The 26569-nt window shown below is 66.4% G+C and carries 23 protein-coding genes; 16 read left to right on the top strand and 7 right to left on the bottom strand.

All coding sequences use genetic code 11. From position 1 onward, the window contains the following. Nucleotides 1-95 precede the first annotated feature (95 nt). Genes fbaA through ACXR2T_RS03505 form a run of 4 tightly spaced genes read left to right on the top strand, consistent with a single transcriptional unit; the run spans nucleotide 96 to nucleotide 5054 of the window. Nucleotides 96-1127, top strand: a complete 1032-nt coding sequence (gene fbaA, locus ACXR2T_RS03490; protein WP_458837926.1) for a class II fructose-bisphosphate aldolase — start codon at nucleotides 96-98, stop codon at nucleotides 1125-1127. Further along, nucleotides 1127-2050: a DUF6264 family protein gene (locus tag ACXR2T_RS03495; RefSeq protein WP_458837927.1), complete on the top strand. Its 924-nt coding sequence runs from the start codon at nucleotides 1127-1129 to the stop codon at nucleotides 2048-2050. Before fbaA ends, ACXR2T_RS03495 begins: the two co-directional genes overlap by 1 nt. 47 nt (nucleotides 2051-2097) lie before the next feature. After that, nucleotides 2098-3486, top strand: coding sequence for an MFS transporter (locus ACXR2T_RS03500; RefSeq protein ID WP_458837928.1), 1389 nt, complete (start codon nucleotides 2098-2100; stop codon nucleotides 3484-3486). Next, nucleotides 3483-5054, top strand: a complete 1572-nt coding sequence (locus ACXR2T_RS03505) for a pyridoxal phosphate-dependent decarboxylase family protein (RefSeq protein WP_458837929.1) — start codon at nucleotides 3483-3485, stop codon at nucleotides 5052-5054. The genes ACXR2T_RS03500 and ACXR2T_RS03505 overlap by 4 nt, the downstream gene beginning before the upstream one ends. A 19-nt stretch (nucleotides 5055-5073) precedes the next feature. Here ACXR2T_RS03505 and ACXR2T_RS03510 read toward each other — a convergent pair whose 3' ends face one another. Continuing rightward, nucleotides 5074-6168, bottom strand: coding sequence for a 4-hydroxy-3-methylbut-2-enyl diphosphate reductase (locus tag ACXR2T_RS03510; protein WP_458813678.1), 1095 nt, complete (start codon nucleotides 6166-6168; stop codon nucleotides 5074-5076). A 92-nt stretch (nucleotides 6169-6260) separates the two neighbouring features. Here ACXR2T_RS03510 and xseA point away from each other — a divergent pair, with 92 nt between their 5' ends. The 5 genes from xseA to ACXR2T_RS03535 all read left to right on the top strand — a co-directional run bounded on the left by xseA (nucleotide 6261) and on the right by ACXR2T_RS03535 (nucleotide 10699). Beyond that, a complete protein-coding gene (gene xseA, locus ACXR2T_RS03515) occupies nucleotides 6261-7514 on the top strand; it encodes an exodeoxyribonuclease VII large subunit (RefSeq protein WP_458837930.1) in 1254 nt (417 codons plus the stop codon). 83 nt (nucleotides 7515-7597) lie between these two features. After that, on the top strand, nucleotides 7598-7855 hold the full coding sequence (locus tag ACXR2T_RS03520) for an exodeoxyribonuclease VII small subunit (protein WP_458813680.1): 258 nt from the start codon (nucleotides 7598-7600) through the stop codon (nucleotides 7853-7855). 2 nt (nucleotides 7856-7857) lie between these two features. Continuing rightward, the gene (locus ACXR2T_RS03525) at nucleotides 7858-8508 is read left to right on the top strand and encodes a DUF4245 family protein (RefSeq protein WP_458813682.1); all 651 of its coding nucleotides are present in this window, start codon (nucleotides 7858-7860) and stop codon (nucleotides 8506-8508) included. A 48-nt stretch (nucleotides 8509-8556) separates the two neighbouring features. Next, on the top strand, nucleotides 8557-9231 hold the full coding sequence (locus ACXR2T_RS03530; RefSeq protein WP_458813684.1) for a carbonic anhydrase: 675 nt from the start codon (nucleotides 8557-8559) through the stop codon (nucleotides 9229-9231). A gap of 64 nt (nucleotides 9232-9295) precedes the next feature. Further along, a complete protein-coding gene (locus ACXR2T_RS03535; protein ID WP_458813686.1) occupies nucleotides 9296-10699 on the top strand; it encodes a class II fumarate hydratase in 1404 nt (467 codons plus the stop codon). Between the two features lie 76 nt (nucleotides 10700-10775). On the opposite strand, the gene ACXR2T_RS03540 is transcribed toward ACXR2T_RS03535, so the two are convergent. The 3 genes from ACXR2T_RS03540 to phoH2 form a co-directional block, all read right to left on the bottom strand. Further along, nucleotides 10776-11990 (bottom strand): MFS transporter, encoded by a 1215-nt coding sequence (locus ACXR2T_RS03540; protein WP_458837931.1) that lies wholly within the window; start codon nucleotides 11988-11990, stop codon nucleotides 10776-10778. 283 nt (nucleotides 11991-12273) lie between these two features. Beyond that, nucleotides 12274-15018, bottom strand: a complete 2745-nt coding sequence (locus ACXR2T_RS03545) for a purple acid phosphatase family protein (RefSeq protein ID WP_458813690.1) — start codon at nucleotides 15016-15018, stop codon at nucleotides 12274-12276. A gap of 178 nt (nucleotides 15019-15196) precedes the next feature. Beyond that, a complete protein-coding gene (gene phoH2 / locus ACXR2T_RS03550; RefSeq protein WP_458813692.1) occupies nucleotides 15197-16492 on the bottom strand; it encodes an RNA 5'-3' helicase PhoH2 in 1296 nt (431 codons plus the stop codon). A 327-nt stretch (nucleotides 16493-16819) separates the two neighbouring features. Here phoH2 and mtnA point away from each other — a divergent pair, with 327 nt between their 5' ends. The 7 genes from mtnA (at nucleotide 16820) to ACXR2T_RS03585 (ending at nucleotide 23871) form a co-directional block, all read left to right on the top strand. Further along, nucleotides 16820-17863, top strand: coding sequence for an S-methyl-5-thioribose-1-phosphate isomerase (gene mtnA / locus ACXR2T_RS03555; RefSeq protein WP_458813694.1), 1044 nt, complete (start codon nucleotides 16820-16822; stop codon nucleotides 17861-17863). Between the two features lie 53 nt (nucleotides 17864-17916). Continuing rightward, the gene (locus tag ACXR2T_RS03560) at nucleotides 17917-18966 is read left to right on the top strand and encodes a BMP family ABC transporter substrate-binding protein (RefSeq protein WP_458813696.1); all 1050 of its coding nucleotides are present in this window, start codon (nucleotides 17917-17919) and stop codon (nucleotides 18964-18966) included. A 78-nt stretch (nucleotides 18967-19044) separates the two neighbouring features. Beyond that, entirely contained in the window at nucleotides 19045-20601 is a 1557-nt protein-coding gene (locus tag ACXR2T_RS03565) for an ABC transporter ATP-binding protein (protein WP_458813698.1), read from the top strand. Next, nucleotides 20598-21827 carry an ABC transporter permease gene (locus tag ACXR2T_RS03570; RefSeq protein WP_458813700.1) on the top strand — a complete coding sequence of 410 codons (1230 nt, stop codon included), beginning with the start codon at nucleotides 20598-20600 and terminating at the stop codon, nucleotides 21825-21827. The genes ACXR2T_RS03565 and ACXR2T_RS03570 overlap by 4 nt, the downstream gene beginning before the upstream one ends. Next, nucleotides 21824-22738: an ABC transporter permease gene (locus ACXR2T_RS03575; RefSeq protein ID WP_458813702.1), complete on the top strand. Its 915-nt coding sequence runs from the start codon at nucleotides 21824-21826 to the stop codon at nucleotides 22736-22738. Before ACXR2T_RS03570 ends, ACXR2T_RS03575 begins: the two co-directional genes overlap by 4 nt. Then, a complete protein-coding gene (locus tag ACXR2T_RS03580) occupies nucleotides 22735-23217 on the top strand; it encodes a cupin domain-containing protein (RefSeq protein WP_458813704.1) in 483 nt (160 codons plus the stop codon). The genes ACXR2T_RS03575 and ACXR2T_RS03580 overlap by 4 nt, the downstream gene beginning before the upstream one ends. A 72-nt stretch (nucleotides 23218-23289) precedes the next feature. Next, on the top strand, nucleotides 23290-23871 hold the full coding sequence (locus ACXR2T_RS03585) for a TetR/AcrR family transcriptional regulator (protein ID WP_458813706.1): 582 nt from the start codon (nucleotides 23290-23292) through the stop codon (nucleotides 23869-23871). Here the strand turns inward: ACXR2T_RS03585 and ACXR2T_RS03590 are convergent. The 3 genes from ACXR2T_RS03590 to ACXR2T_RS03600 are packed head-to-tail and all read right to left on the bottom strand — an operon-like array spanning nucleotide 23868 to nucleotide 26456. After that, complete coding sequence (locus tag ACXR2T_RS03590; protein ID WP_458813708.1) at nucleotides 23868-24863, bottom strand: CPBP family intramembrane glutamic endopeptidase; 996 nt, start codon at nucleotides 24861-24863, stop codon at nucleotides 23868-23870. The two genes, ACXR2T_RS03585 and ACXR2T_RS03590, sit on opposite strands and share 4 nt — an antisense overlap. Nucleotides 24864-24874: 11 nt before the next feature. Next, complete coding sequence (locus ACXR2T_RS03595) at nucleotides 24875-26053, bottom strand: DUF1648 domain-containing protein (RefSeq protein WP_458813710.1); 1179 nt, start codon at nucleotides 26051-26053, stop codon at nucleotides 24875-24877. Between the two features lie 34 nt (nucleotides 26054-26087). Next, nucleotides 26088-26456 carry a GntR family transcriptional regulator gene (locus ACXR2T_RS03600; protein WP_458813712.1) on the bottom strand — a complete coding sequence of 123 codons (369 nt, stop codon included), beginning with the start codon at nucleotides 26454-26456 and terminating at the stop codon, nucleotides 26088-26090. Nucleotides 26457-26569 lie beyond the last annotated feature (113 nt).

Consider the following 26569-nt stretch of genomic DNA (forward strand, 5'->3'; position numbering starts at 1 on the left):
TAGACTGGAGTACGAACGCGGTCCAGCGCCGAACCGCGTGGTATGGAACAAGTGGCGTAGTAGTAACTCACTCTCTCACCCCTCAAGGAGCCCTCATGGCCGTTGCAACCCCGGAACAATACGCAGCAATGATCGACACCGCAAAGGCTGGAGCGTTCGCGTTCCCCGCGGTCAACGTATCAAGCTCGCAGACTCTGAACGCTGCCCTGCAGGGCTTCGCAGAGGCCGGGTCAGACGGTATTCTTCAGGTCAGCTTTGGCGGCGCCGATTACTTCGCGGGTCACACCGTCAAGAACCGTGCTGGCGGCGCACTCGCGTTTGCTAAGTACGCCGAAGAAGTCGCCAAGGCCTACGACATCACCGTTGCCCTGCACACCGATCACTGCCCCAAGCAGCACCTCGACAGCTTCGTGCTGCCGCTGCTCGCCGCGAGCGAAGAGCGCGTCAAGAACGGCGACGGTCTGCCCTACTTCCAGTCGCACATGTGGGACGGCTCGGCCGTTCCCCTCGGCGAGAACCTCGAGATCGCGAAGGGTCTGCTGCCCCGCATGGCGGCTGCCGGCATCATTCTTGAGGTCGAGATCGGCGTCGTGGGCGGCGAAGAAGACGGCATCACCCACGAGATCAACGACAGCCTCTACACGACGCTCGAAGACGGCATCGCCACGGTCGAGGCGCTCGGCCTCGGCGAGCAGGGCCGTTACCTCACGGCCCTCACCTTCGGCAACGTGCACGGCGTCTACAAGCCCGGCGGTGTGAAGCTGCGCCCCGAGCTGCTCGCTGACATCCAGGCGGGTCTTGCCGAGAAGTACGGCACCGCGGCTAAGCCCCTCGACCTCGTGTTCCACGGCGGCTCGGGCTCCTCTGCTGAGGAGATCGCCGAGGCTGTGCGCAACGGCGTCATCAAGATGAACATCGACACCGACACGCAGTACGCATTCTCGCGCCCGCTCGTTGATTATGTCCTCAAGAACTACGACGGCATGCTCAAGATTGACGGTGAGGTCGGCAACAAGAAGCAGTACGACCCCCGCGCCTACGGCAAGGTAGCAGAGACCGGTATGGCGGCGCGTATCGCGCTGGCTGCTGAGCAGCTCGGCTCGGCAGGCAAGTCGGTGAGCGCGTAGTGACAGACGGCCCCGCGACCCCGCAAGACTCGGCTGCTCCCGAGGAGCCCACGCCCCCGCCGGTCTCAAGGCCCAAGCCTGCCTATGGCGAGCTTGCCCCCGAGGGCTGGGAGTGGAAGCCCGAGGGCGCGAGCGACGACACCAACGACGCTAGCGCCACTCACTCCGGCGCGACGCATCCCGCCGCCGCTCCCGGTGGCGCGGCCCAGTCGCTCCCCGGTGTGCCGCATAACCTCGGCGCGGGGCTACCTAAGCGCGGGGCCAAATCGGCCTCGGGTGGTCGTGCCGAAGGCGGGGCTAGCGCCGGATCCGGCCCCAGCGGTACACCCGCCGCCGGGCCCGGGGCGCAAAGCACCGGCCCCCAGGGATCCGGAGCTCAGGCACCCGAAGCGCAGGGTCCCAGCACCCCCGGGGCGCCATACCGCGCGCCGGGGGCCGGGGCCTCTGGCGTCGCTCCCCAGCAGGGCAGCGTGCCGGGCGCGGCAGCGAAGCCCAGCGCGCCAAAGCCGCGCATCGCCGACCGCGTCATCACGATCGGTCTGCTCGTGCTTGCCGCGTACAGCACCCTGAGCATCGCGAGCTCGATGTTTGCGCTCGAGTCGCAGCTGCGCCTCGTGGGGGCCATGATTGGTCTCGAGCACGCGACGCTCGCCGAGTGGGTGAAGCCTCTCGGCACCGGCACGGGCATCGCGGTGCTCGCTTTGTTCGCGGTGACGCTGATTTACTCGATTCAGCGCATGCGCGCGCGCAGGCTCGCGTTCTGGGTGCCGCTCACGGCGGGCGCAATTGCGGTGCTCATCGTGTTGATCGTGCCCACGGTCGCCATGTTTGCGGGCGCACCCGAGATTATGCAGCAGCTTGACGCCGACCCCAACGGATCGCTCGACAAGATGTTCGCGTACATCAAGGACATGCAGATGTAGCGCGCGCCGCTGCCACGCTGCACCCCTACGCGGAGTAGCCTGGGCGCATGGATTCAACGACGAACTCCCCGGCGCCCAGGCTGTCTCGCGGAGTGATCTCTCGCTATGCCGCGGGCTCGCTCGGCACCGGCGGTTTCGCCACCTTGCCCGGGCTCGTGCTCGTCTACTACATGACGGACTCGCTCGGTATCACGGCGCTGGCCGCTGGCGCGATCATCACCGTCGCCAAGATCTGGGACGTGCTCATCGACCCGGTGATCGGCGCACTGAGCGACCGCGCGCTGCGCAGCTCCGGATCACGGCGCGGCCCCATGCTGGTGGGCGTCGTGGGCCTGCCCATCGCGTTTGCGCTCACCTTCGCCGTGCCAGCTGGCCTCGCGCCGCCGCTTTCGGCTCTCTGGGTGCTCGTCGCGTTTGTGGCTGCCGCCACCTGCTTCAGCCTGTTTCAGGTGCCCTACATTGCGCTGCCCGCCGAGCTCACCGACGGGTATCACGAGCGCACTCGGCTACTCACTTGGCGGGTGGTCGTGCTCACGTTTGCGATCTTGCTGTTCGGTGCGGGCGGGCCCGAGCTGCGCGGCCTGTTTCCGGAAAGCCCCTACGCTGGCTACCTCACGATGGGAGTCGTGGCGGCCGTCGTGTTGGGAACGGGGCTCTTCGTGGCGTCTACCGTCGTGCCGCGGGCCGCGAGCGGTTCATTCGGTTTCGTGGCCGGTGCGCACGGGGCATCGCGGGTCTTTTCGCTTGCGCACTATCGTGACGGATTCACCGCGCTGCGGCAAAGCCAGCCGTTTCGTGCGCTGCTCGCGACGTTCGTGCTGCAGGGTCTCGCGACGGGCATGATGCTCGCGAGCGCCCAGTTTGTCGCCCGCTGGATCCTGGGCAACGAGGGCGCCGTGACCCCGCTATTTCTGGCCCTCATTGCCCCCGCACTATTTGTCGCACCGCTGTGGGGCAGACTCGCCGACCGCACCGGCAAGGAGCGTGCGTTTCGTCTCGCGAGCACACTATTTCTTGTCGCGGCTCTCGCGCTGACCCCGATGATCTGGGTGCCCGGGTGGTGGATCCTCGCGCCCGTCGCGGTCGCTGGCGCCGCCTACGCCGGCATGCAGTCGCTGCCGATGGCGATGCTGCCCGACGTGATCAGCTACGACGGCGACACCCGCGCGGGGGTGTTTGGTGGGGTGTGGACGGCGGGCGAGACCGCGGGCATGGCACTGGGCGCGACCATACTCACCATCATGCTCGCGACCTCTGGATACATTGAATCGGTGGCGGGAGACCCCGCGGTCGCACAACCGGGCGCCGCTGTCGTCAGTATCGCGCTCTCGTTTAGCGTGGTGCCCGCGCTCTTGATGCTTGCGAGCCTCGCGACGCTGTCGCGGTACCGGCTACGCGAAGCCGACATCGCACAGAACACGGGTGCGCGCGCATGAGCGCACGCCCGCACAACGGCGGTGACGAAAGCCGGGCTCAGGGCGCCTGTGCTCAGGGCGGTACCGACGACGAGGGGCTGGCGATCCTCGCCGAGCTGCGAGCGCTGCGCGCCAAAGACGCGCCGACGCACGGCGGCCGGCTACTGTCGTACGTGTACGACTCGGGCCAGGCCGCGCTCGATGCGCTCGCGGGTGCCGCTGCAGAGATCGCCCGGCCGCTCAACGGCCTAGACCCCACCACATTTCCGTCGATCGCAGTGATGGAGCGCGACCTCGTACGGTTTATGCGACAGGCGCTGGGCGGCGAGCGGCGCAGCCCCTTCGACGGCGGCCGCGTCGTCGGCAGTGTCACGAGCGGCGGCACAGAGAGCTGCCTGCTCGCGGTGAAGACCGCGCGCGACCTGTGGCGCAGGCGTCACCCGCAGCCGGCCGACGCGGGCGTGCGGCGTCCGCGCATTGTCGCCCCAGAGACGGCACACGCGGCATTTCGTAAGGCGGCCCTCGCCTTCGATCTCGAGTTCGATGGGGTGCCCTGCGCACCCGACGGGTCAGTGGTGGCGGAGGATGTGATCGCGCGGCTAGGCGCAGACGTCGCGCTCGTTGTCGTCTCGGCCCCCGCATACCCGAGCGGCGCGCTCGATCCGGTGGCCGAGGTGGCGGCAGCCGCAGACCGGCTTGGCGTTTCGTGCCACGTGGACGCCTGCTTCGGTGGCCTCGTGCTGCCGTGGTGGCCCGAGATGCCGGCGTGGGACTTTCGCGTGCGGGGCGTCACGAGCATATCTGCTGACCTGCACAAGTTTGGCTACGCCCCCAAGGGCGTCTCGGTGCTACTGCACCGCGGGCGAGCCCGCCACCGCGCGCAGTTCTTCGCCACCACCAGCTGGCCCGGCTACCCGGTGGTGAACCCGACACTGATGGGCTCGCGCTCTGCTTCGCCACTCGCGGCAGCGTGGGCGATCACGCGCAGACTCGGTGAGACCGGGTTTGCAGACCTCACCGCGTCGTGTGCGCGGTCAGTCGAAGCGATCATTCGTGCGGTGAATGGCGTGCCTGGGCTGAGCGTGTGGGGCACGCCTACGGGCCCAGCGGTCGCGTTCGTGGCAGATGCCTCGCTCCCGGCTCACGCGCAGGTCGACCCGCACCACTTGGCTGACGAGATGGCGCGGCTAGGTTACCGGCTTCAGCACCAGCCCGGCTTCACCCAGGCGAACGGTGTGCGCCTGCCGCACAGTGTGCACCTCACCGTCACCCCGGTGACCGAGCACACGCTTGCAGACCTCATCGCTGCCGTACGCACGGCAGCCGACGCCGTCCGAGGCAAGCCCCGCCCGAACCCCGCGCTCGCGCTCGCGGCTTTGCGGCTGCTCGGGTATGGTCGGCCCGCGCGCGCCGGGACCCAGCGTGTGCCGGGCCCCGCGGCGGCGTGGGCGATCCTGCGCGCAGCTGGTGCCGGTGGTACGAAGCTGCCGCGCAAAATGGCGCCGTTGATGGCGCTCGTCGAGGAGCTCCCGGCGCCGGTCGCCGAGGCGCTGCTCACCGAGCTGCTCGCGCGCGTGAGCGAGCCGTAGTCGTGCAGGTGTCGGGCCGCTAGCGCACGCGGCCGCCGAGGGCCCGCGCGTCGGTGTTGCCCGAGGCGTCTTGACGCAGCTCCTTGGGCAGCGAGAACACGAGGTCCTCTTCTGCCGTCATGACCGCCTGAATATCTGCATACCCGGCGTCGATGAGGTCGTCGATCAGCTCTTGCACGAGCACCTCGGGGGCCGAAGCGCCGCTCGATACACCGATCGTCTTGACGCCATCGAGCCACTCCTGCTTCACCTCGCTCGCGTAATCAACGAGGTACGCCGACTTAGCGCCGTACTCGAGCGCAACCTCGACGAGACGCACCGAGTTTGACGAGTTGCGTGAACCGATTACGAGCACCAGATCAGACTGCGGCGCGATCTCTTTAATAACGCCCTGTCGGTTCTGCGTCGCGTAGCAGATGTCTTCGCTCGGCGGGTCTTGCAGGTTAGGAAACTTGGCGCGCAACCTGCGCACGGTCTCCATCGTCTCGTCCACCGAGAGCGTGGTCTGCGAGAGCCACACCAGGTTATCTGGGTCCTTGACCTCGAGGGTGTCGACGTCTTCGGGCGAATTGACGATGGTCACGTGCTCGGGCGCCTCGCCCGCCGTGCCCTCGACCTCTTCGTGCCCCTCGTGACCGATAAGCAAGATCTCCATGTCTTGGCGCGCAAATCGCACGGCCTCGCGGTGCACCTTAGTCACCAGCGGGCATGTCGCGTCGATGGCGTGCAGGCCGCGATCTTCAGCCTCGTTCACGACCGCCGGTGACACGCCGTGCGCCGAGAACACGACGTTCGCGCCCTCGGGCACTTCATCGACCTCTTCAACAAAGATCGCGCCCATTTCTTCGAGCGTGCGCACCACGTGCACGTTGTGCACGATTTGCTTGCGCACGTACACGGGAGCGCCGTAGCGCTCGAGCGCTTTCTCGACGGCCACCACCGCGCGGTCTACGCCAGCGCAGTAGCCGCGGGGGGCCGCGAGCAGAATCTTCTTGGCGCCGTCTACGGGGTTGTTTTTGAGCCGGCCCTCCTGGCGACGCACGCGAGGCATCGCCAGGCTCACAACGGGCGCACCCAGGGTGCGCGGGTTCGGGGTCATGGCAGTCACGGTCATGGCTGTAAGTCTACGCTTTGGGTCTGAGCACGCGCTCTGCGCCGGGGGCACGCTGGCCAGTGGTGGCTGGCGGTGGCTGTCGGTGGCTGTCGGTGGCTGAAGCTAGGCTTACGGGCATGGCTGAGGCAGCAAACTCCCCCGCGACCCGCGACACCCCGTGGCCCGTCGCGCTGATGAGCGAGAAGATCGCCGCTTGGGTCGACCGGCTCGGGCAGGTATGGATCGAGGGCGAGGTAACCCAGTGGCAGGTACGCGGGGGCCACGTCTACGGCAAGCTCAAAGACCTCAGCCAAGACGCGACCGTCAGCTTCACCGTGTGGCGCTCGGTCGCGAGCCGACTCACGAGCGAGTTCTCACAGGGCGACCGCGTCATCGCCCTCGTCAAACCCAACTTTTGGGTCAAGGGCGGCTCCCTCACCGTGCAGGTGTTTGACCTGTCGCATGTGGGGCTTGGCGAACTCCTCGAGCGACTCGAGCGACTGCGTCGCCAGTTGCTGTCCGAGGGGCTGTTTGCACCCGAGCGCAAACGCGCGCTGCCCTTTCTTCCCGGTCTCATCGGGCTCGTCACCGGTCGCGACTCAGACGCCGAAAAAGATGTCGTGCGCAACGCCACCCTGCGCTGGCCCGGCGTGCAATTCAAGATTCACTACGCCGCGGTGCAGGGCGATCGTGCCGCGACAGAGGTCTCGGCGGGTATTGAAGCGCTCGACCGTGACCCCGCCGTCGACGTGATCATCGTCGCGCGCGGCGGCGGCGACTTTCAAAACCTGTTGCCGTTTAGCGACGAGCGGGTCGTGCGCGCCGCCGCCGCCGCCACGACCCCCATTGTCAGCGCGATCGGACACGAGGCCGACCGGCCGTTGCTCGACGAGGTGGCCGATCTGCGTGCCTCAACCCCCACCGACGCAGCCAAGCGCGTGGTACCCGACGTGGGCGAGGAGCTCGCGGGCCTCGATCAGGCCCGCGCCCGCATGAGCGCGCGGCTCAGCCAGCTCATCGCGCACGAGTCAGACCGCATCTCGCAATTGCGTGCACGCCCCGTGCTCGCGCAGCCCGAGCGCAGCATCGATGAGCGCGCAGACGAACTCGTGCGCTGGGCCGCGCGCGGCGCCGAACTCGCCGACCGCGCCGTGGCTGACCGCGCGCAGTCCCTCGAGCAGACACGGGCGCGTCTCACGGCGCTCTCACCCCAGGCAACGCTCGAGCGCGGTTACGCGATTGCACAAACCATCATGGCGGGCGGCGAGCCGGGGGCTGTCGTACGCTCACCCGCAGATGCCCCCGCCGCGACCGTGATGCGGCTCACGGTCGCGGGCGGCCAGCTGCGCGCGACCGTGACGCCGTGACCGCAACACCGTAAGCGCAGCGCCCGGGCGGCTGCGCCCGGGGCGTCACGCCGCTGTCAGGGGTGCGCGGTAAGCTTGTAGTCATGGCAGAGACTGTGGCACCGGATCAGGCGTCCCTGAGCTACGAAGCGGCACGCGACGAGCTTATTCAGGTCGTTGGTCGACTTGAGCAGGGCGGCATCTCGCTCGAAGAGTCGCTCGCGCTGTGGGAGCGGGGCGAAGCCCTCGCCGCACGCTGCGAAGAGTGGCTGCTCGGCGCACGCCAGCGCCTCGAAGCCGCGCGCCGCGGCGCGCAGAGCGAGCAGGGTGCTACCGGGCACACCGGCGAGGCCGGCGCGTAAGAATGGCGAAGAAGAACAAGGCGCCCGTCGTCGTAGCAGAGCTCGGGCGCCCCGAAACGCCCGCAGAGACGGCCCACCGTAAGGCGACCGACTCGTACCTGTATAAGAAACGCAAGACGGTCAATAACCTTGTGTTCTCACTTATCGTGTCACTCGGCGTCGTCGCAATCATGTACCTGGGGGTGCCGCGCGGCACCGACACGTACAAGGACTACTCGGTCGACGTCACACAGCTTGCCGAGCAGGCGGCCCCCGGCACGGGGCGCGCGTTCGCGGCCCCCGTAGTACCCGAGGGCTGGCTCGCAAAGCTGGCGCAGCTGCGCCACAGCGGCGACGTCACCTGGTGGCAGATCAACTACACAACCGCTGACGAGGCGTACGCCGCCGTAGCCCAGGGGTTCACCGCCGACGGCTCCCCCGTTGACGAGGAGTGGGCGTTTGAACAGCTCGAGAACCAGCCACCCACGGGCGCAGAAGAACTCGGCGGGGTGAACTGGACGGTCTATGACTATCCGAAGCGCGACCCCGACTCGAGCAATATGCTCTTTGGGCTCGAGGGCGAGATTAACGGCGACACGGTGCTCGTCTACGGCACCGACACTCCCGGCAACATACGCGTGCTCGCGGCAGAGGTGGCACGCTCGCTCCAGTAACAGGAGCCCACACAGACCCAATTCACACAACACACAAGGGAGCAGCAGATGAACGCACCTCGCGTAACTCCGCAAGAAGCATGGGACGCACTGGCCGCCGGTAACGAGCGGTTTATGAACGACACCCTGCGTCACAACAACCAAGACACCGACAGGCGCCACGAGCTGGCGACTGGTCAGGCGCCCAACGCCGCGTTTCTCGGTTGTGCTGACTCGCGAGTTGCCGCTGAGATGCTCTTCGACTGCGGCCTGGGCGACCTATTCGTTGCCCGCAACATTGGCCAGGTAGCCAACATGAACATGGTGGCTACGCTCGAGTACGCCGTCGCGGTTCTCGGTTCTGCTGTGATCGTCGTCCTGGCGCACGACTCGTGCGGTGCGGTGGCCGCCGCCATCGATCAGACGAGCGCGCACCCCACCGAGGTCACCGAAGCGATTCGCGATGAGCTCGCCCTCATTCAGCCCGCCGTGCAGCAGGTCTGGTTTAAGGAGCACCGCGCAACGCCGTACGTTGACCCGTCACAGATCGACGCCAACGCGGTCGGCCGTCGTCACCTCGTTACGACGATCAATCAGCTGATCCGCTCGTCGCGCGTACTGAGCGAGGCCGTGGCCGCGGGCAAGCTTGGCATCGTCGGCTGCCAGTACCAGCTCGACAACGGTCGGGTGGCCCCCGTCACCGCCCTCGGCAATCTTGATATTGCGTTGGCCGAGTTCGCGTAACCACTAGTCTTTACCGCCTTACATTCACTCAACCCGAGCTTTATCCCCTCAAACAAAGGAAGACATGAGCGACATCGAGTACCGCATTGAGCACGACACTATGGGCGAGGTGCGCGTTCCCAAGAACGCCCTGTACGCTGCGCAGACGCAGCGTGCCGTTGAGAACTTCCCGATCTCGGGGCAGGGCCTCGAGCCCGCCCAGATCGTGGCACTGGCTCGCATTAAGCGCGCGGCTGCCCTTGCTAACAAGGATCTTGGAATTCTTGACGGCGCTATCGCCGACGCAATCGTCGAAGCGGCCAACGAGGTCATCGGCGGCGATCACCACGATCAGTTCCCCATCGACACGTACCAGACAGGCTCTGGCACCTCGTCGAACATGAACACGAACGAGGTGCTCGCAACCCTCGCGACGAAGCACCTGGGCGCGCCCGTGCACCCGAACGACCACGTCAACGCTTCGCAGTCGTCGAACGACGTGTTTCCCACCTCGGTGCACATCGCCGTAACCGGTGCGCTCATCGAGCAGCTCATCCCCTCACTCGCGCACCTCGCAGAGGCGCTCGAAGAAAAGGCTGAGCTGTGGAAAACCGCAGTGAAGCCAGGCCGCACCCACCTGATGGACGCGACCCCCGTCACCTTCGGTCAGGTCTTCGGCGGCTACGCCGCACAGATCCGGTACGGCATTGAGCGCGTGCAGGCCGCTCTTCCCCGCGTTGCCGAGGTGCCGCAGGGTGGCACCGCGGTGGGCACCGGCATCAACACGCCCCTTGGGTTCCCCGAGAAGGTCATTGCCGAGATCGCGCAGTCGACCGGTCTGCCCATCACCGAGGCGCGTGACCACTTCGAGGCGCAGGCAAACCGCGACGGTCTCGTCGAGGCATCGGGCGCGCTGCGCACCATCGCCGTGTCGCTCACGAAGATCAACAACGACCTGCGCTGGATGAGCTCGGGCCCCAACACTGGCCTCGGCGAGCTGCACATCCCCGATCTGCAGCCCGGTTCGTCGATCATGCCCGGCAAGGTGAACCCCGTGGTGCCCGAGGCCGTGCTGATGGTGTGCTCGCGCATCATCGGTAACGATGCGACGATCGCCTTCGCTGGCGCATCGGGTGCGCTCGAGCTGAACGTGCAGATTCCCGTCATGGGCACCGCGCTGCTCGAGTCGATTCGCCTGCTGTCGAACGCGTCGGTCGTGCTCGCCGACAAGACCATCAAGGGTCTCGAGGCAAACATCGAGCGCGCTGCCGAGCTCGCCGGCATGAGTCCGTCGACTGTGACGCCGCTCAACCGTCTCATCGGTTACGAGGCCGCCGCGAAGATCGCGAAGCACTCGGTTGCCAAGGGCATCACGGTGCGCGACGCCGTGATCGACCTCGGCTATGTCGAGCGCGGCGAGGTCACCGAGGCCGACCTTGACAAGGCACTCGACCTGCTGTCGATGACCCACCCGGGCGTCGCCAAGTAAGGCACCACTGCAACAAACGGCTGGGCCCCAGATCTCGATCTGGGGCTCAGTCGTTTGTGTTTACCGTGAAGGGCGCTTAGCGCGCCGCATACTTTGTGCGGGCCAGCACCTGCGTAAGCGCAAGCCCCACTACGCACTGCACGGCAATCAGCACGGTGACGCCGATGAGCACCGCGGTCCATGATCCGGATACCTGCCGCAGCGCCCCGGCCCCCAGCGGGCCGAGCGTCGCGACGGTGTAGCCGAGCGACTGGGCGAGGCCCGAGACCCTGGAGGTCTCGCGGGCGTTCGCGCCCATGCCCGCGATCAGCGCGAGCACGAGCGGAAACACGCACATCCCAAGCCCCAGAAGCGCCGCCCACACTTCGGGGGCGAGGGCGGGCGCGACGAGCAGACCGAGCATGCCCGCGGCGCTCGCGGCGGCCACCAGCACGAACCCAAACCTGAGCCAGGCCGCGCTGCGCACGAAGCTCACGACGATAAACGTGCCAGGAATACCCACCGCCATCGCAATGCCGAGCAGCAGGCCTGCGCGTGCCGCCGCGATGCCCGCGTCGATCGCGATCGCCGGCACGTACCCCATCACGATGTAGCTCACGAGCGACTGCAGCGCGAAGTAGGCCGCGAGCAGCCAGGTACCTGCGGGCAGCGGCGGCTTCGGCGCAGCTGCAGCGAGCGGGGGTTCCGGATCGGTGCCGGGCGTCGCCTGCGTGTGCGCTTTGACGGGCCTGACGAACGTCCACGCCACGAAACCGAGCGCCGCGGGAATCGCCCACGCCGCGAGCCCCAGCGTGGGTGATCCCAGCCACTCGGCCACAGGCACCGCCACCGCGGCCCCTGCTGCCGAGCCCAGCGACATGGCCATCGAATACGTGGTCGTGACGGGGCCGATGTGACCGGGGAAGCGCGAGCGCACCACGGCGGGCAACAGAATGTTGACGACCGCGAGCCCGCCGGTCGCGATGATCGTACCCGCGACGATCGCGACCGGCTCTGCGATCACGCGCAGCGCCAGGCCCACCGTGAGGGTGAGCATGCCCCACTTGATCGTGTGTTCGATGCCCAACTTCGAGGCGAGGCGCGGTGTCACGACGCCCGCGATCGCGAAGATAGCGGTGGGGATCGAGGGGACGATCACCGCGGCGGCCGGAGAGAGCGCCCCCGCGTCGGTGAGAGGTACCAGCAGCGCAGCGGCCGTAGTGACGGCGATGCGCAGGTTGAGCGCAACGAGCACGAGCGCCACCAACACGAGAGCCACTGTGCGGGGGGCCTGGCTGCTACGAATTCCCACTGATATCCCAACCCTCATGGTGGCGTGGGCGGCTGTGGCCGACCGCGCGACCTAGCAAACGGCAAAGTACCAGTATGGCGCAGCCGACCCCGGGCTTCGCAATCGCTGGTCCTGGTCAGCGGTTACGGCCGGCGCTTACGGCCGGCGCTTACGGCCGGCGCTTACAGACGGCATCGAAACGACGAGTCGGCATGATAAATGCGTTTTTATCATGCCGACTCGTCATTTCGATACTGACTCTCGGGTTGTGACCCGGGTCAGCTCCGTGACATATATCTGTGCGCTACGCGCGGGCCCGCTGCTTGCGGCGCATCGCTACGAGCAGCACTCCCGCGAACAGCAGCGCCAGGCCACTTGCCGCGAGCGGCACGACGGAGTCAGCGCCGGTTGCGGCGAGTGCGCCGCCCTTCGCGCCGCCGGTGCCGCCGGTGCCCGGTGTTTCGGGCTTTGCGCCCGCGTCGGCATCGCCACCAGCACCACCTGCGGTACCAGCACCACCTGCGGTACCAGCACCACCTGCGGTACCAGCACCACCTGCGGTACCGGCACCACCTGCGGTACCGGCGCCGCCTGCGGTACCAGCACCGCCTGCGGTACCAGCACCACCTTCTGCACCAGCACCACCTGCGGCGGTCACCGTCACGGGGAGGCTGACCTCAGCACCGCCCTCAAGCATGGCGACGATCGTGTGCTCGCCGGCGGGGGTCGCGGCCGGGATCGTGACCTGGGTATCGAAGCTTCCGTTCGCGTCGACCGCCAGGCTGCCGAGGCTGACCGGAGCCGAGCGCAGTTCAAGTTCGACCTGCGAGTCAGCGATGAAGCCCGTGCCGGTGAGCTGCACGGTTGCACCAGCGGTGATCTCGCCCGCCGCTACCGAGAGCGCGGGGCCCGCGGGTGCTTCGATTCCGGCCTCGGTGACCCACTTCGCGCCCGTCGCGTACTTGGTGACGGTGACCTCGTCGTACAGGTCGCCCACTGCCTTGTCGGTGGTAGCGTCGTTCGTCTTCGCCGCAAGGTACGAGCGGTACACGAGCTGATCGGCGGTTACATCGACGACCTGATAGGTCGTAACGCCCTCGCCGCGCAGCACCTGGGTGGCGCCGTTCTTGGTCCACACGTTGTCACTCTCGGATGCAAGGTCGTAGTGCTTCGCCCCCGAGTTCGAGACGGCATAGACGGGGCCCGTCGTGATGCCCGGAGTGTCTGTCGCGTTTGAATCCTTGAATCCGCGCGCGTAGGTGTGGTCGTGGCCCATGAGCACGAGGTCGATGTTGTGCTTCTCAAACACGGGAACCCACGCGTCGCGCAGCACCGGCTCGTCACGGCCCGACGAGGTCGAGTAGACCGGCTGGTGGAACGTGACGACGTTCCACTTCGACGGGCTCTCGGCGAGAATGTGGTCAAGCCAAGCAGCCTGGTACTCGGTCCAGAGCTTCGCCACCTTGGTCTGCGGGCACTCGGCGCCGGTGCAGCCGGGCAGGTTGTCGGGGGTGAGGAACGTCGTGTCGCGCGTCGCGTTGAGCGTGATGAATCGCACGCCCTGGTAGTCGGTGTAGTAGACGGTCTCGGCCGCAAACTCACTCCAGTGCTCAAAGTAGGCGGCGTACTGCTGCGCCTCGGCCGTGTCACCCTGTGCGAGGTTTGCGAGCTCCCCCACGGTGCCCGGGCGGGGGTTGTTGTGCGGGTACTCGAAGTTCGCCTTCCAGGCGGAGAGCAGCTTGTCACCGGTGTACTCGTGGTTACCCGGGGCCGCCATCACGTTCGATGACGTTGCAGAGTTTGCCATGCCAGCGAACCAGTTCGTCCACTCGGTCTCGTTGCTCGAGGTGTTGATCAGGTCACCTGCGTGCACCGAGCCGATCGACTCGGGGGCCCGCTGCTCGGCCTGCTTCACAACCTCGGGCCACGTGGTGTCGAGGCCGATCTGTGCGTCACCGTAGTAAATGAACTGAAAGTCGGTTGCCGCAGGGTTCTCGGTCGTGAACTCGTACCAGTCACTCCAGCTGCCCTCGAGCCCTACGCGGTAGCGGTAGTCAGTGGCGGGGGTGAGCCCGTCTACCGTGGCAGAGAAGTGCTGGTTGGGGTTGCTGCCAACGACGCCCGCGGCGTACGCATCGACGACGCGTGACGCACCCGCTACGCCGTCTGCCCCGACGGCGCCGATCTCGACCTGGCCGCTCGTGTGTGAGGCATCGCCCGCGAGCCACGAGAACGACTGCGAAACCGACGGAGTCTCGGTCGGGGTGAGAATCACGCGCGTGGGCGGAGCGTCAACGACCTCTCCCGGCGCGGCAGCCTCGGTGAGCGTGAGGCTCGACATGTCAAAGTACGCGTCAGACGACGACTCGCGATCTTGATACAGCGCGACGGCGACGGTGTTCGTGCCGTCTCGCAGCACGTCGGAGTCGGCCGAGAACCCGCTCGTGAGGGGTGACCCGTTGCCCTCCCCCGCGTATTCGTTGTTTGTCGTGCCGGTGATGCGCCCGTCCACGAAGCTCGCGACCTTTTCGCCGTTGACCCACACCACGAGGGCGTCGTCGTAAATCACTTCGCCCGTGAGTGACGCCACCTGCTCGGCTACGCCCTGCTCGAGATCGAACGTGGTGCGAAAGAAGTAGGTGGGGATCGTCGGAGCGCCCACTCCGTCAATGTAGTGGTTAAGTTTCGTCTTGGGCATGTGGCTGCCCACCTGCGCGAGTTCGTTCTTCTTCACGCCGAAGCCGCTCGCGGCACTCGCCCACGCGCTGTCGTCATAACCGGGGGTCGTCCACACCCGCAGGTTGGCGTCGCCGCCCGCCGGGTCGGTGTTGTCGTCAAGGTACTTCCACGTGCTGCCCGTCTCAACGAGCGCCTCCGAGGGCACCTCTGGCTGCGATGCTTCCGGCGCATTTGCGAGCGCGGCCGTGGGCACGATTGTAGGCAGCGCGAGGCCCGCGCCCATGAGGGCGGTGACGGCGAGCGCCACTGTGCTGCGACGAGCGCGCGGCGCCCGCCCCGGCTGCACGCCGGTGGATGACTGGGAGGTCATGTGTGTCCTTCTTGTCGAGGATGCGCCCGCGTCTGACGGGCCTCCTCTACCTCACCAGTCGCGGGTGTCGGCGCCGCGGCCGCCAGGTAACTAACAGGTGTATCGCGGGCTAACGCGCGGTGCCGGGCCCGGCGCTCCGCTGCATCATGCGGCGCCGGATCCGGACCCTGCGGGCGAGCTAGTCAAGCAGCTCGGTGACGAGCGCCGCAATGTCGCTGCGTTCGGAGCGCGTGAGGGTCACGTGCCCGAAGAGCCTGTGACCCTTCAGTTTCTCGATCACGGCCGCGATGCCGTCGTAGCGGCCCACCCGCAGATTGTCGCGCTGCGCGACATCGTGGGTGAGCACGACGCGCGAGTTCTGCCCGATGCGCGAGAGCATGGTGAGCAGCACGCCGCGCTCGAGCGACTGCGCCTCGTCGACGATCACGAACGCGTCGTGCAGTGAGCGGCCACGAATGTGGGTGAGCGGCAGCACCTCGACGAGCCCGCGCGCCATCACCTCGTCAAGCACGTTCTCTGACACGATCGAGCCGAGGGTGTCGAACACGGCTTGCGCCCACGGGTTCATCTTCTCTTCACGGTCGCCCGGCAGGTATCCAAGGTCTTGCCCACCCACGGCATACAGCGGCCGAAACACCATCACTTTGCGGTGTTGGCGCCGCTCGAGCACCGCCTCGAGCCCAGCAGCGAGCGCGAGGGCTGACTTGCCCGTGCCAGCGTTTCCACCGAGCGACACGATGCCGACCCCGGTGTCGAGCAGTAGGTCGATCGCGAGGCGCTGTTCGGCGCTGCGTCCGGTCACCCCGAACACCTCGAGGTCGCCGCGTACAAGGTGCAGTGAGCCGTCGCCGTCGATGCGGCCGAGTGCCGAGCCGCGCGGTGAGTGCAGAATCAGGCCGGTGCCGTACGGCAGGCCGCGCGCCGCATCGACGTCGTCGACGCGTTCGGCCTCCCACAGGAGCCGCATTTCTTCTTCGTCAAGATTGATGGTGGCCGCGCCGGAGTAGGCGTCGTCGCGGGCGAGCTCTGCGCGGTACTCTTCTGCGCCGAGCCCGAGCGCCGATGCCTTCAGCCGCATCGGCAGATCTTTCGAAACGACGGTGACGTTCGCCCCCTCGAGCGCGAGGTTCTGGGCGACCGCGAGTATGCGGGTATCGTTGTCGCCCAAGCGCATGCCGCTTGGCAGGGCGTCCAGGCTGCTGTGGTTGAGTTCGACTCGCAGTGTGCCGCCCGCGTCGCCCACCGGTACGGGGCGGTCGAGCCGCTCGTGCTGTGCACGCAACGCGTCAAGGCTGCGCAGTGCCCGCCTGGCGAAATAGCCCAGCTCGAGATCTTGCCGCTTGTGCTCAAGCTCAACGAGCACCACCACCGGCAGCACCACGGCGTGCTCCGCAAATCGAAACAGCGCTTGGGGGTCACTCAGCAAGACCGAGGTGTCGAGCACGTAGGTGCGCTCAAGAGAGTGCGTCATCATCGTCATCTCCTACAGGAATACCCGCGGGGCGAGGCGGCCGTGACGCCGAAGGCTCCGGCCTCCTCGATCGGGCGGTGCCCGATACCCTCACCGTACGCGCCTACGCCCGGCTCCCGGAAGCGGCGCGCACGGCGTGCCCTGAACAGCAGAGGACCAGTCGGTGAACCCTGTGTGACGGCGCAGAATGTGCGCCTCAGTTGTAGATTTTCTTCACCCTGGGAACACCAGCTTTATCGAACGCACACAGTCAGGTACCCTTGAGTGTTGCGACATCGGTGCCGGGGGGCGTCTTGCGCCTTGCCACGGCAAGACAATTAAGGAGCCCTCTTGCGCACGATCGACTGGGTCGACGGAGCCATCGAGCTGATCGACCAGACGCTGCTGCCCCACTCTGTGCAGGTGCTGCGTGTTACCGAGTTGCCCGCCCTCATTGACGACATTCAGCGGCTTGCGGTGCGCGGTGCCCCCGCGCTCGGCGTGGCTGGCGCGTTCGGTGTGGCCCTCATCGCGCAGAGCGTCGCCGCCGAGAACGGTGACGAGGAGTTCGACACCACTGAAGTGCGCCGCCAGGCCGCGATTCTGCGCGAGGCCCGCCCCACGGCCGTGAACCTGTCATGGGGTGTTGACCGCGCGCTCACGAAACTTGAGGACGGCCCGTCGGCCGTGCTCGCCGAGGCCTGCGCTATTCGCGACGAAGACATTGCGGCCTGCGTCTCGATGGGACTCTACGGCGCCGACCTGACCCGTGAGCTCACGGGCAAAGATCGCGTGCGCGTCATGACGATCTGTAACACGGGCAGCCTTGCTACCGTTGAGCGCGGCACCGCGCTCGGCGTGATTCAGACGCTGCTCGAGCAGGGGTCGCTCGAGGAGGCCCTGCCTCTCGAGACCAGGCCGCTCTTGCAGGGTGCCCGTCTTACGGCGTGGGAGCTTACGCGCATGGAGGCGCCGTTTAGGCTCATCATCGACTCGGCCGGCCCGTTCTTGCTCTCGCGCGGAATCGCAGACGCAGTCTTCATCGGCGCCGACCGCATCGCGGCCGACGGTGATTCAGCCAACAAGATTGGCTCGTTCTCGCTCGCTCTCGCAGCGAAGCACGCGGGTGTGCCCTTCATTGTTGTCGCCCCCGAGTCAACGATCGACATGCAGACCGCAACTGGCGCTGACATCGAGATCGAAGATCGCGGCTCGGCTGAGGTGTGCGGTTTCGGCGGCACACGCACCGCCCCCGAGGGCACGAACACGGTGAACCCCGCGTTCGATGTCACCCCGCACGATCTCATTACGGCGATCGTCACCGAACGCCGGATCATCATGCCGGGCAAGGGTGAATCACCTCTCACTGTTCCCCTCGGCGCCCTGCGCTCATAAGCTTCACTTTATTCCCACTGTTATTCCCCCAGTTATTCTCGAAAGGAATACCCATGTTCTTCACCAAGAGCCGCACGCGTGCGGCGCTCGTCGCCGGGGCTGCTGCTGGCGCCCTGCTGCTCACCTCGTGCGCGGGTGGCGGCGACACCGGTGCGAGCGATGCTTCGGGCCCCAAGTTCATCTACATCACGAGCGACCCGATCGGCCAGAACGAGTTTCTGAAGTCGGGCAAGGTCGGTATCGAGTCGGTGGCCGAGCAGTTTGATGGCACCTCGAAGACCTTCGAGTCGAAGGATGAAGCGACTCGTCGCACCAACCTCGAAGCAGCAATCTCGCAGGCCCCCGAGGTCGTCGTGATGCTCGGCTTCCAGTTTGTTGACATGGCCCAGGAGCTCGCAGAGGCGAACCCGCAGCAGAAGTTTGTGCTGATCGACGCTGCCAGCGATAACGCTCCCGAGAACCTCTACCAGGCCACGTTCCGTGAGCAGGAGCCCTCATACCTACTCGGCTACGAGGCTGGCCTCCTGACTGAGGCGAACAAGGTGGGCTCGATCATCTCGGTCGACAACCCGCTGCTCCAGAAGTACACCGCTGGGTTCAGTGAGGGTGCCGAGGCGTCCAACGACAAGGTCGATGTTGCCTCACCGCAGGTCATTGGCGGCGAGAACCCCTTCGCAGACACCGCTCGCGCGAAGGAACAGGCCATCGCTTACGCTGGCACCGGCGTTGACCAGGTCTTCGCCGTGGGCGCCGCCGCCAACGGCGGCATCATGGAGGCCGCTGCAGAGAAGGGTTTCTCGGCATACGGCGTTGACGCGAACCAGTGCGGCATGGCCCCCGGTTTCGTCGTGGATGGCACCGTGAAGTCGGTCAACCGCGTCGTCGAGACCGTCGTCGGTGAGATCATGGACGGTGTGACTTCGAAGGACGCCACCACTTCGTTCGGGCTCAAAGAAGAGGGCATGACGATCGTCAGCCTCGACGAGGGCGCTGCTGACTCGCAGTGCACCGTCATGGACAACCCCGAGGTGCTCGAACAGGTCACCCAGCTGCGCGACGACATCGTTGCTGGCAAGGTGAAGGTCACCGACCCGCTCGCGTAACCCGCTGAAGCTGCGGCGCGCTAAGTCTTGCGCGCCGCAGCTTTCACCCACCACTCACCCCACCCCGAAGGAGCGCGGATGACCGCCGAGATCTCGATGCGCGGCATCACCAAACGTTTCCCCGGCGTACTCGCCGACGACAACGTCAACTTCGAAGTCGAAACCGGCGAGATCCACGCTCTCATGGGTGAGAACGGTGCTGGCAAGTCGATCCTCATGTCGCAGCTCGCGGGCGTGTACCAGCCCGACGAAGGTGAAATTTATGTGCGCGGTGAGAAAGTGCACTTCGCGTCGCCGCAGGGAGCCATCGACGCTGGCATCGGCATGGTGTTTCAGTCATTTAAGCTTTTCCCCTCGCTCACGATCGCCGAGAACGTGGTGTTTCGCAGCGAACCCACGAAGCGCGGGCTCATCGACCGCAAGGCGGCGAATGAGCGCGTGCGCGAGATCGCAGACCGATACGGCTTAGCCCTCGATCCCACCGCCCGCGTCGACTCGGTTCCCGTCGGCGTGCTGCAGCGCGTCGAGATCGTGAAGGCGCTCTACCGCGAGGCCCGCGTGCTAATTCTCGATGAGCCCACCGCGGTGCTCACGCCGCAGGAGACCGAGAAACTCTTTGACGTGCTGCGTGCCCTCAAAGCCGACGGCCGCACGATTATTCTCATCACGCACAAGCTGAACGAGGTGATGGCGATCTCAGATCGCGTCACCGTTTTGCGCGACGGCCGCAATGTGGCCCAGCTCGTCACCGCCGACAGCTCCCCCGCCGAGATCACACGCCACATGACCGGCCGTGACGTTGACCTGTCGACGCCACCGCCAGCGCTCACGCCCGGCGAGACCGTGCTCGATGTGCAGGGTGTCACCGTGCAGAGCTCACCGCACGACCGCCCCAATGTTGACCGCGCATCACTGCGGGTGCGTGCGGGCGAGGTCGTCGGTATTGCGGGTGTCGCGGGTAACGGCCAGGTTGAGCTCGCAGAGGCGATTATCGGTATGCGCCCAACCAACGCTGGCTCTGTCACACTCAAGGAGCAAGACCTTTCGCGCCGTTCAATCGCGCAGCGCCGCGATGCTGGCATCGCTTATGTGCCCGAAGACAGGCACGGTGTGGGTAGCGCGGGCACCGCGAGCGCCATCGATAACCTGGCGCTCGGTCACCACCGTACCCCGCCCATTCTGCAGCGCGGTCTCCTCTCACGAGCCGCCATGCTCGAGCACGCGCAGCGACTCATCAAACGATTTGGCGTGAAAATCGCCACCCCCGCCACCCCCGTGGGCACCCTGTCGGGCGGTAACCTACAGAAGGTCGTGGTGGCGCGCGAGCTCGACTATGGCTCCCCACTACTGATCGCCGAGCAGCCCACCCGCGGCGTCGACGTCGGCGCGATCGAGTCCATTCACCGCGAGCTGTGCGAGTACCGCGATGCGGGTGGCGCGCTGCTCCTGATCTCGGCTGAGCTCAGTGAGATCATGTCGCTCTCCTCACGCATTCTCGTCATGTTTGAGGGCCGGATTACCGCCGAGCTGCCCAAGGAAGACGCTACCGAGGCTCTCCTGGGCCTCTACATGGCGGGCCACGAACCCGAAGAACGGCACAGGCCCGGGGCCATCGCGAACGGAGACGCACGATGAAACAGCTCACCCGGATCGGCCGTTGGTGCGCCGGCCCCATTCCTATCTCAGTGCTGCTCGCGCTGCTCGTGGGCGCCTGCTTCATGCTTATCGCGGGCGTTGACCCGCTGAGCGGCTACGTCGCCATGCTGCAGGGGTCGTTTGGTTCGGGCCCCGGCCTCGCCAACACCGTCGCGCGCGCGATTCCCATCATCGGCATCGGTCTTGCGCTCGCCATCGCTTTCCGTGCTGGCGTGCTCAACCTGGGCACCGAGGGCCAGGCAGGCCTTGGCGCGCTCGCGGGCGGTATCGTCGCTATCTACGTGCCCGGCCCCGCCCTGCTCATCGTGCCACTCGCGTTCATCACCGCCATCGCGGCGGGCGCCGCCTGGGGTATGCTCGCGGCCGTACTCGAAAACCGGCTCGGCGTGCCCATCTTGCTGTCGTCGCTGCTTTTGAACTACCCCGCACGATTTTTCTCGTCGTGGCTGATTCGGTTCAAGCTCGACGAACCCGACTCCGAGCTCATCGCGAGCGAGCAGGTGCGCCCCGAGGTGCAGCTGTCGATGCTTGTACCGCGTGACTCATCGTTCGCTGAGACACTGCGTAACACGCTCGGCCCCACGAACCCGATCACCTCGGTGCTGACGAGCGTCAACTGGTCACTCGTCATACTGCTCGTAGTGCTCGCCGGTGTCATCTTCATGAACAAGCGCACCCGCTTCGGGTTCGAGTCGGGCGTGAGTGGCCAGAACGCCGAATTTGCACGCTACTCGGGTGTGAAGCCCGCCCCACTCGTCACACGCACCATGGCGCTCTCGGGCGGAATTGCAGGCATGTTTGGCCTGATGCTCGTGATCGGCGCGCCTTCAACTCGGCTGCTCGAGGGCTACATTGTGCAGACCAACTACGCGTGGACAGCGCTGCTCGTCACCCTGCTCGCGCTGTACCGCCCGGTCGGCACCGCCATCGCAGGTCTCTTCTTCGCCGCCATCATGGTCGGCAGCGACGCGATGGGCCGCGAGCTCGGCCTCTCTCCCCAAATCGCCGCCGTGATTCAGGCGCTCGTCATCATCCTGCTCGCGTTCCGCGTTAGCTTGCCCAAGCTGCGCAAGAAGCGGGGCGATGCCGCAGCTGCGCCCGCCCCCTTAGATCCGGATCGCGAACCGCCCAGCACCGAACAGCCGGTGGCACTCACCACCGAGGCCACGAACTCGGCCCCCGCCTCGAAGGAGTCCGCACGATGAACTTCCTCGACATGTTTAATGAGGATCTCGTCACGACGATCTTAAGCGCCCTGATTCCGATCTTGCTCGCAGCCCTCGGCGGCATGATCGCCGAGCGCGCCGGCATCTTCAACATCGGCCTCGAAGGCATGATCTTGATCGGCGCGTTCTGCGGTGTCGCCGCATCATTCTTCACCCACAACTGGGTGCTCGGCGTGCTCGCCGCGATGGTGGCGGGTGCGCTGTTCGCAGTGATTCTGGGCTACGGCGCGGTCTATCGCAAGGGTGACCCCATCGTGATCGCCATCGCCATGAACATTCTCGCCGTCGGCGTGACAAGCTTCTTGATCGTCGCCATTTTCGATGTGCAGGGCGTGTTTCAGGACCCCGGCATCGCGGGCATTCCGACCTGGAAGATCCCGTTCCTCTCAGAGATTCCGGTGCTGGGAGCACTGTTCTCGCTGACCCCGCTCGGTTACTTGGCGCTGCTGCTCGTACCGGCGTTATGGGTGATGCTGTTTCGCATGCCGATCGGCATGCGACTGCGCGGCGTCGGTGAGCGCCCGCTCGCGGCCGCCACGCTCGGGGTGAAGCCCGAGCGCTACCAACTCGGTGCCGTCGTCGCATCGGGCGCTCTCGCCGGTTTGGGCGGCGCTCAACTTGCGCTCGGTAACGTCGTGCTGTTCTCGGAGAACATGTCGGCGGGCCGCGGCTGGATCGCTGTCGTCGCGGTGATGCTTGCACGCGCTCACCCCGTCGGCGTACTGGGCGCCGCCGTGCTCTTTGGGTTTGCCGATGCGCTCGGCTTTAGGTTGCAGATCTTCGGCCTCCCGCCGCAGCTCACCGACGCGGCACCCTATGTCGTCACCCTGCTCGTGTTGATCTTCACGAGCCGCAGGTTTCGTAAGCCCCGTGAGGCGGCACTCGCGTGACCGCGGCATCAGCCACGCCCAGCGCACTGCCGCCCGAGGCAGAAGCGTGGATCAACCTGCTCGGGCTCGAGCCACTCGAGCACGAGGGCGGGCTTTTTCGCCAAATGCACCTCGACGAACACTCGAGCGCGATCTACTACCTCCTCGCCGACCCCGATTTCTCGGCGCTTCACGCGCTCGGCTCGGTCGAGGTGTATCACTGGTACGCCGGTGCGCCGCTCCAGCTGCTGCTGCTGCACCCCGACGGCCGTGTGGAGGAGCCCGTGCTCGGACCTGACCCGGCCGCCGGGCAGCGACCGCAGCTCGTCGTCGCACCGGGGGTGATGCAGGGATCAAGCTCGACCGGATCATGGAGCCTCATCGGCACCACCATGTCGCCCCCGTTCGATTGGAACGGTTTCGAACTGGGCGAGCGCGCGGCTCTACAGCAGCGATACCCCGCCGCGCACGAGCGCATCGGCGCTCTCACGCGACAATAGTAACCTGGCTTTTCACCTGGCTTCGTACACTTGTAGCCTTGCGAAGCTGCTCTTCACGGCTATTGTGGTGGCATGACCGACGCAAGAATTGTTCGCACCCGCGCATCGCTGCGTGCCGCGATCCTCGACCTGGCCTCGCAGAAACCCGTCACCGAAATTACGGTGTCTGAACTTGCTGCCGCAGCAGAGATCAACCGTGTGACGTTCTACAAACACTATGCCAGCCCCGCAGAAGCGCTGCGCGAAGCCCTCACCAGCGAGCTTGACCGTTCGCGTGAGGCGTTCCTCGCGCGCTTCGAAGAGCCAACAAGCGATGTTCGATTTGACCTGATTTCTGGCGTCAATTTTGTACTGGACCATATTGACGAGCACCGCAAGCTGTATGAGCTGAGCTTCGCTGATCCCGACGACGGTGCGGTGCCCTCGGTTCTCTCAGCGCACTTCAGCGACACCATTCGCCTACACCTCGCAGACTACGTTCCAAAGAACAGTGCATCCCCCGAATTCGACCCCGAGGTCATCGCATGCTACTGCGGTGCGGGACTCGTGGGCGCGCTCCACATGTGGGTGCGCGAGGGCAAATGCGACCGTGAGGTTCTGCTGAAGTCCCTCACCGCTCTCATTCCCACCTGGTGGTTTGGCGAGGAAGACTAGGTACTGCGCGGGCGCGTAGGCCCGAGATCCGGCTGGCGCCTAAACTGGCCCGTCACGAACAGCACCGCAAGCACGATCGTGACGGCGATCCAGCCGGCCACGCCCACGATGCTCGCGAGCTCGGGTCGAACCTCGGTGCCCGCCGCGGTGAACAGTAGCGTGACGCCCGCGACCGCGTTGAGCGCCCCGTGCGCGACGGTCGCGGGCCACACCGATGCGGTGCGCAGTCTGAGCCAGCCCAGCAGCGCACCCCAGATCACGCAGTTGATGGTCATCAAGCCGACGCCGCGCCAGTCGAGCAGGCCGTAGTTGTGGCCGAGCAGTGTGAGCGGTGCATGCCACACGCCCCAGATGGCACCGCTCAGGGCGAGCGCAGGCCAGGTGCCGAGCGGCCGCAGCATCGGCAGCAGCCAACCGCGCCACCCAAGTTCTTCGCCGAGCGCGAAGAGGGAGTTCGGCAGGATCGCTGCGATCGGCAGCAGCGCGAGCTGCACCGCAATGAGCACGGCCGGGTCAGGCAGCCTTGCAGCATCGGCTCCGCCTGGCAGATTGGCTGAGCTGAGCGCCGCCTCATTGAGCGCCGCGAAGCCCGAAAATTCGGCGAGATCGAGCGTGACCCAACCCGCAAGCGCGGCGATCGCGACGCTTGCGAAACCCAGCGCGAGCGTGCCAAACAGCGCAGCCACCGTGATCCAGACGGTACGCTTCGCGGGCCGCAGCGGCCACAGCCCGAGCAGCCGGGCCCGGTCACGCCGCGGCGTGCGGGCGAGAAACACCACGACAAGGGCTGCTATAGCCGGGGTCAGCATCATCACCGGCGCAAGCAGGACGACAAGCAGTTGACCGCTCAGTGATTCGAGGTCGCTGCGCCACAGCGGCACGGCGACGAGCCACGCGAGACCGTAAGCGAGCACGGTGAACAGCGCGACAGCACCCCAGGGCACGCGTGAGGGTGTGACTCGGGCGGCGCCGTGCGGCGCTGGCTTGGTCATCACTGGATTGGTCATCGCTGGGCCACCGCTTCGAGTAGCCCAGCGCCGGTGGCGGCGTCATCAATGGTGACGGCAAAAACGCGGCCGTCTTTGCGGGTGATCACGATCCCCTCCCCCGCACGCATCACGATGCCAAATCTGCCCGGTGCCCAGCGCAACCCCCAACCACCAAACTCGGCCATGGGTGAAATGTGCGTGGCGACCGCGCTATCTATATCTGCAGCGGGCACCCGAAACACGGGCCAACCGATCGCTGACCTTGCGACGAGGCCGTGCTCGTCGATTCGCACGCGAAACGAGGATGTCATCGCGAAGAGCGCAATGATCAACACAGTGGTGCCCGCCATACTCCAGAACGCGACGCTTGCGCCTGACTCCCCGGCGTTTGCAAGCGCGCTCGCGGCGGAGGCCGCGGTGCTCACAAGCATCACCAGTACGGTGACCCCGATCACGGTCACAAACATTTTTGACGGGCGCGCCTGTGCCACCCACACGGCGCGCTCGGTAGGTGCGAGCGGCAAGGGCTGTGCGGCACGCTTTGCAGCCCCTGCAATGTGCACCCCCGGCTGCAGCACGAACGCCACCGCGCCGAGCACGATCCCCACGCCAAAGGCCGCTGCGACGATACCGCCGACTCCGCCGGCGTCTTGCGCATCGCTGAGCCCAAGCTGACGCCACGCGATGAGCACGCCCATGAGCCCCATGCTGCTGCTCATGGTGAGCGAGAAGGCGGCCATAAACCGGTTCATGCCCGACCACACTGCGATCTCGCCCTTGCCCGGGCCAAACCTCGCGATGCACCCCATGAGCAGCGCCATGCCCGTGCTCATGCCCACCGTGAAGAGGATGAACTCGGTGTGGCCGCTAAAGCCATCGGGATGCCCGCCCCCCGACCAGTGCGTGGCGATCGGGGCGGGCAGCCGCGGCAGCCAGGTGATGAGCACGGCGGCGTACGCGGGCACCAGTGCGAGTGGCGCCACGAGGCCCGCCCACACGGCTGCCCGCTGAGCGCGCGCCAGGTCCCGTAACTGCTCAGCGGTCAACCCCACGAGCTCTGGTGCGGTGGCACCCACGTATGGGTCTTGAGCAGTGTCAGCGTCGCCGTGCGCGTCGTGCGCGCCGTGCGCGTCGTGCGCGTCGTGCGCGTCGTGCGCGTTGGGGTCGTCGTGCTCGTTGCGGTCGTCGTGCATGCGTTGGTCCTCCGTGGATGCCTGTGGCGGGTGCTTAAAGCTCGGGCCGGGTGTTCGACGCCCGCACCGCCACCATCGCCGCGAGTGCCTCGGCGGTCACCCCGAGAGCGCTGGCCCGGGCGACGAGCGCGTCGATCTCGCCGCTGAGCGACATGATGTGGGCGGCTGTCTCGGTGACGACGGCGCCCCGGCGCCGCTTCAGGTCGACGAGGCCCTCATCACGCAACAGTTGGTATGCGCGCAGCACCGTGTGCACATTCGCGCCCAGCCCGGTCGCCACCTCGCGCGCGGGGGGCAGCACCGCCCCCGGCGCAATGCGCCCGGCCAGCATGTCACCACGCACGGAGTCGGCGATCTGCGCGTAGATGGGCCGCTCGCTCGCCTCGTCGATCCGGATCAGCACCGTGCACCCCCTCAATTAGTTCTAATAGAACCATATCAAAGGAAAACGCGGCGGCCTTCTCCCTCTCGGTCATGCCAGCGTGCGACACGAACAAAATATGCGCGACGAACTCC

This window comes from Leucobacter faecis (genome assembly GCF_054456635.2).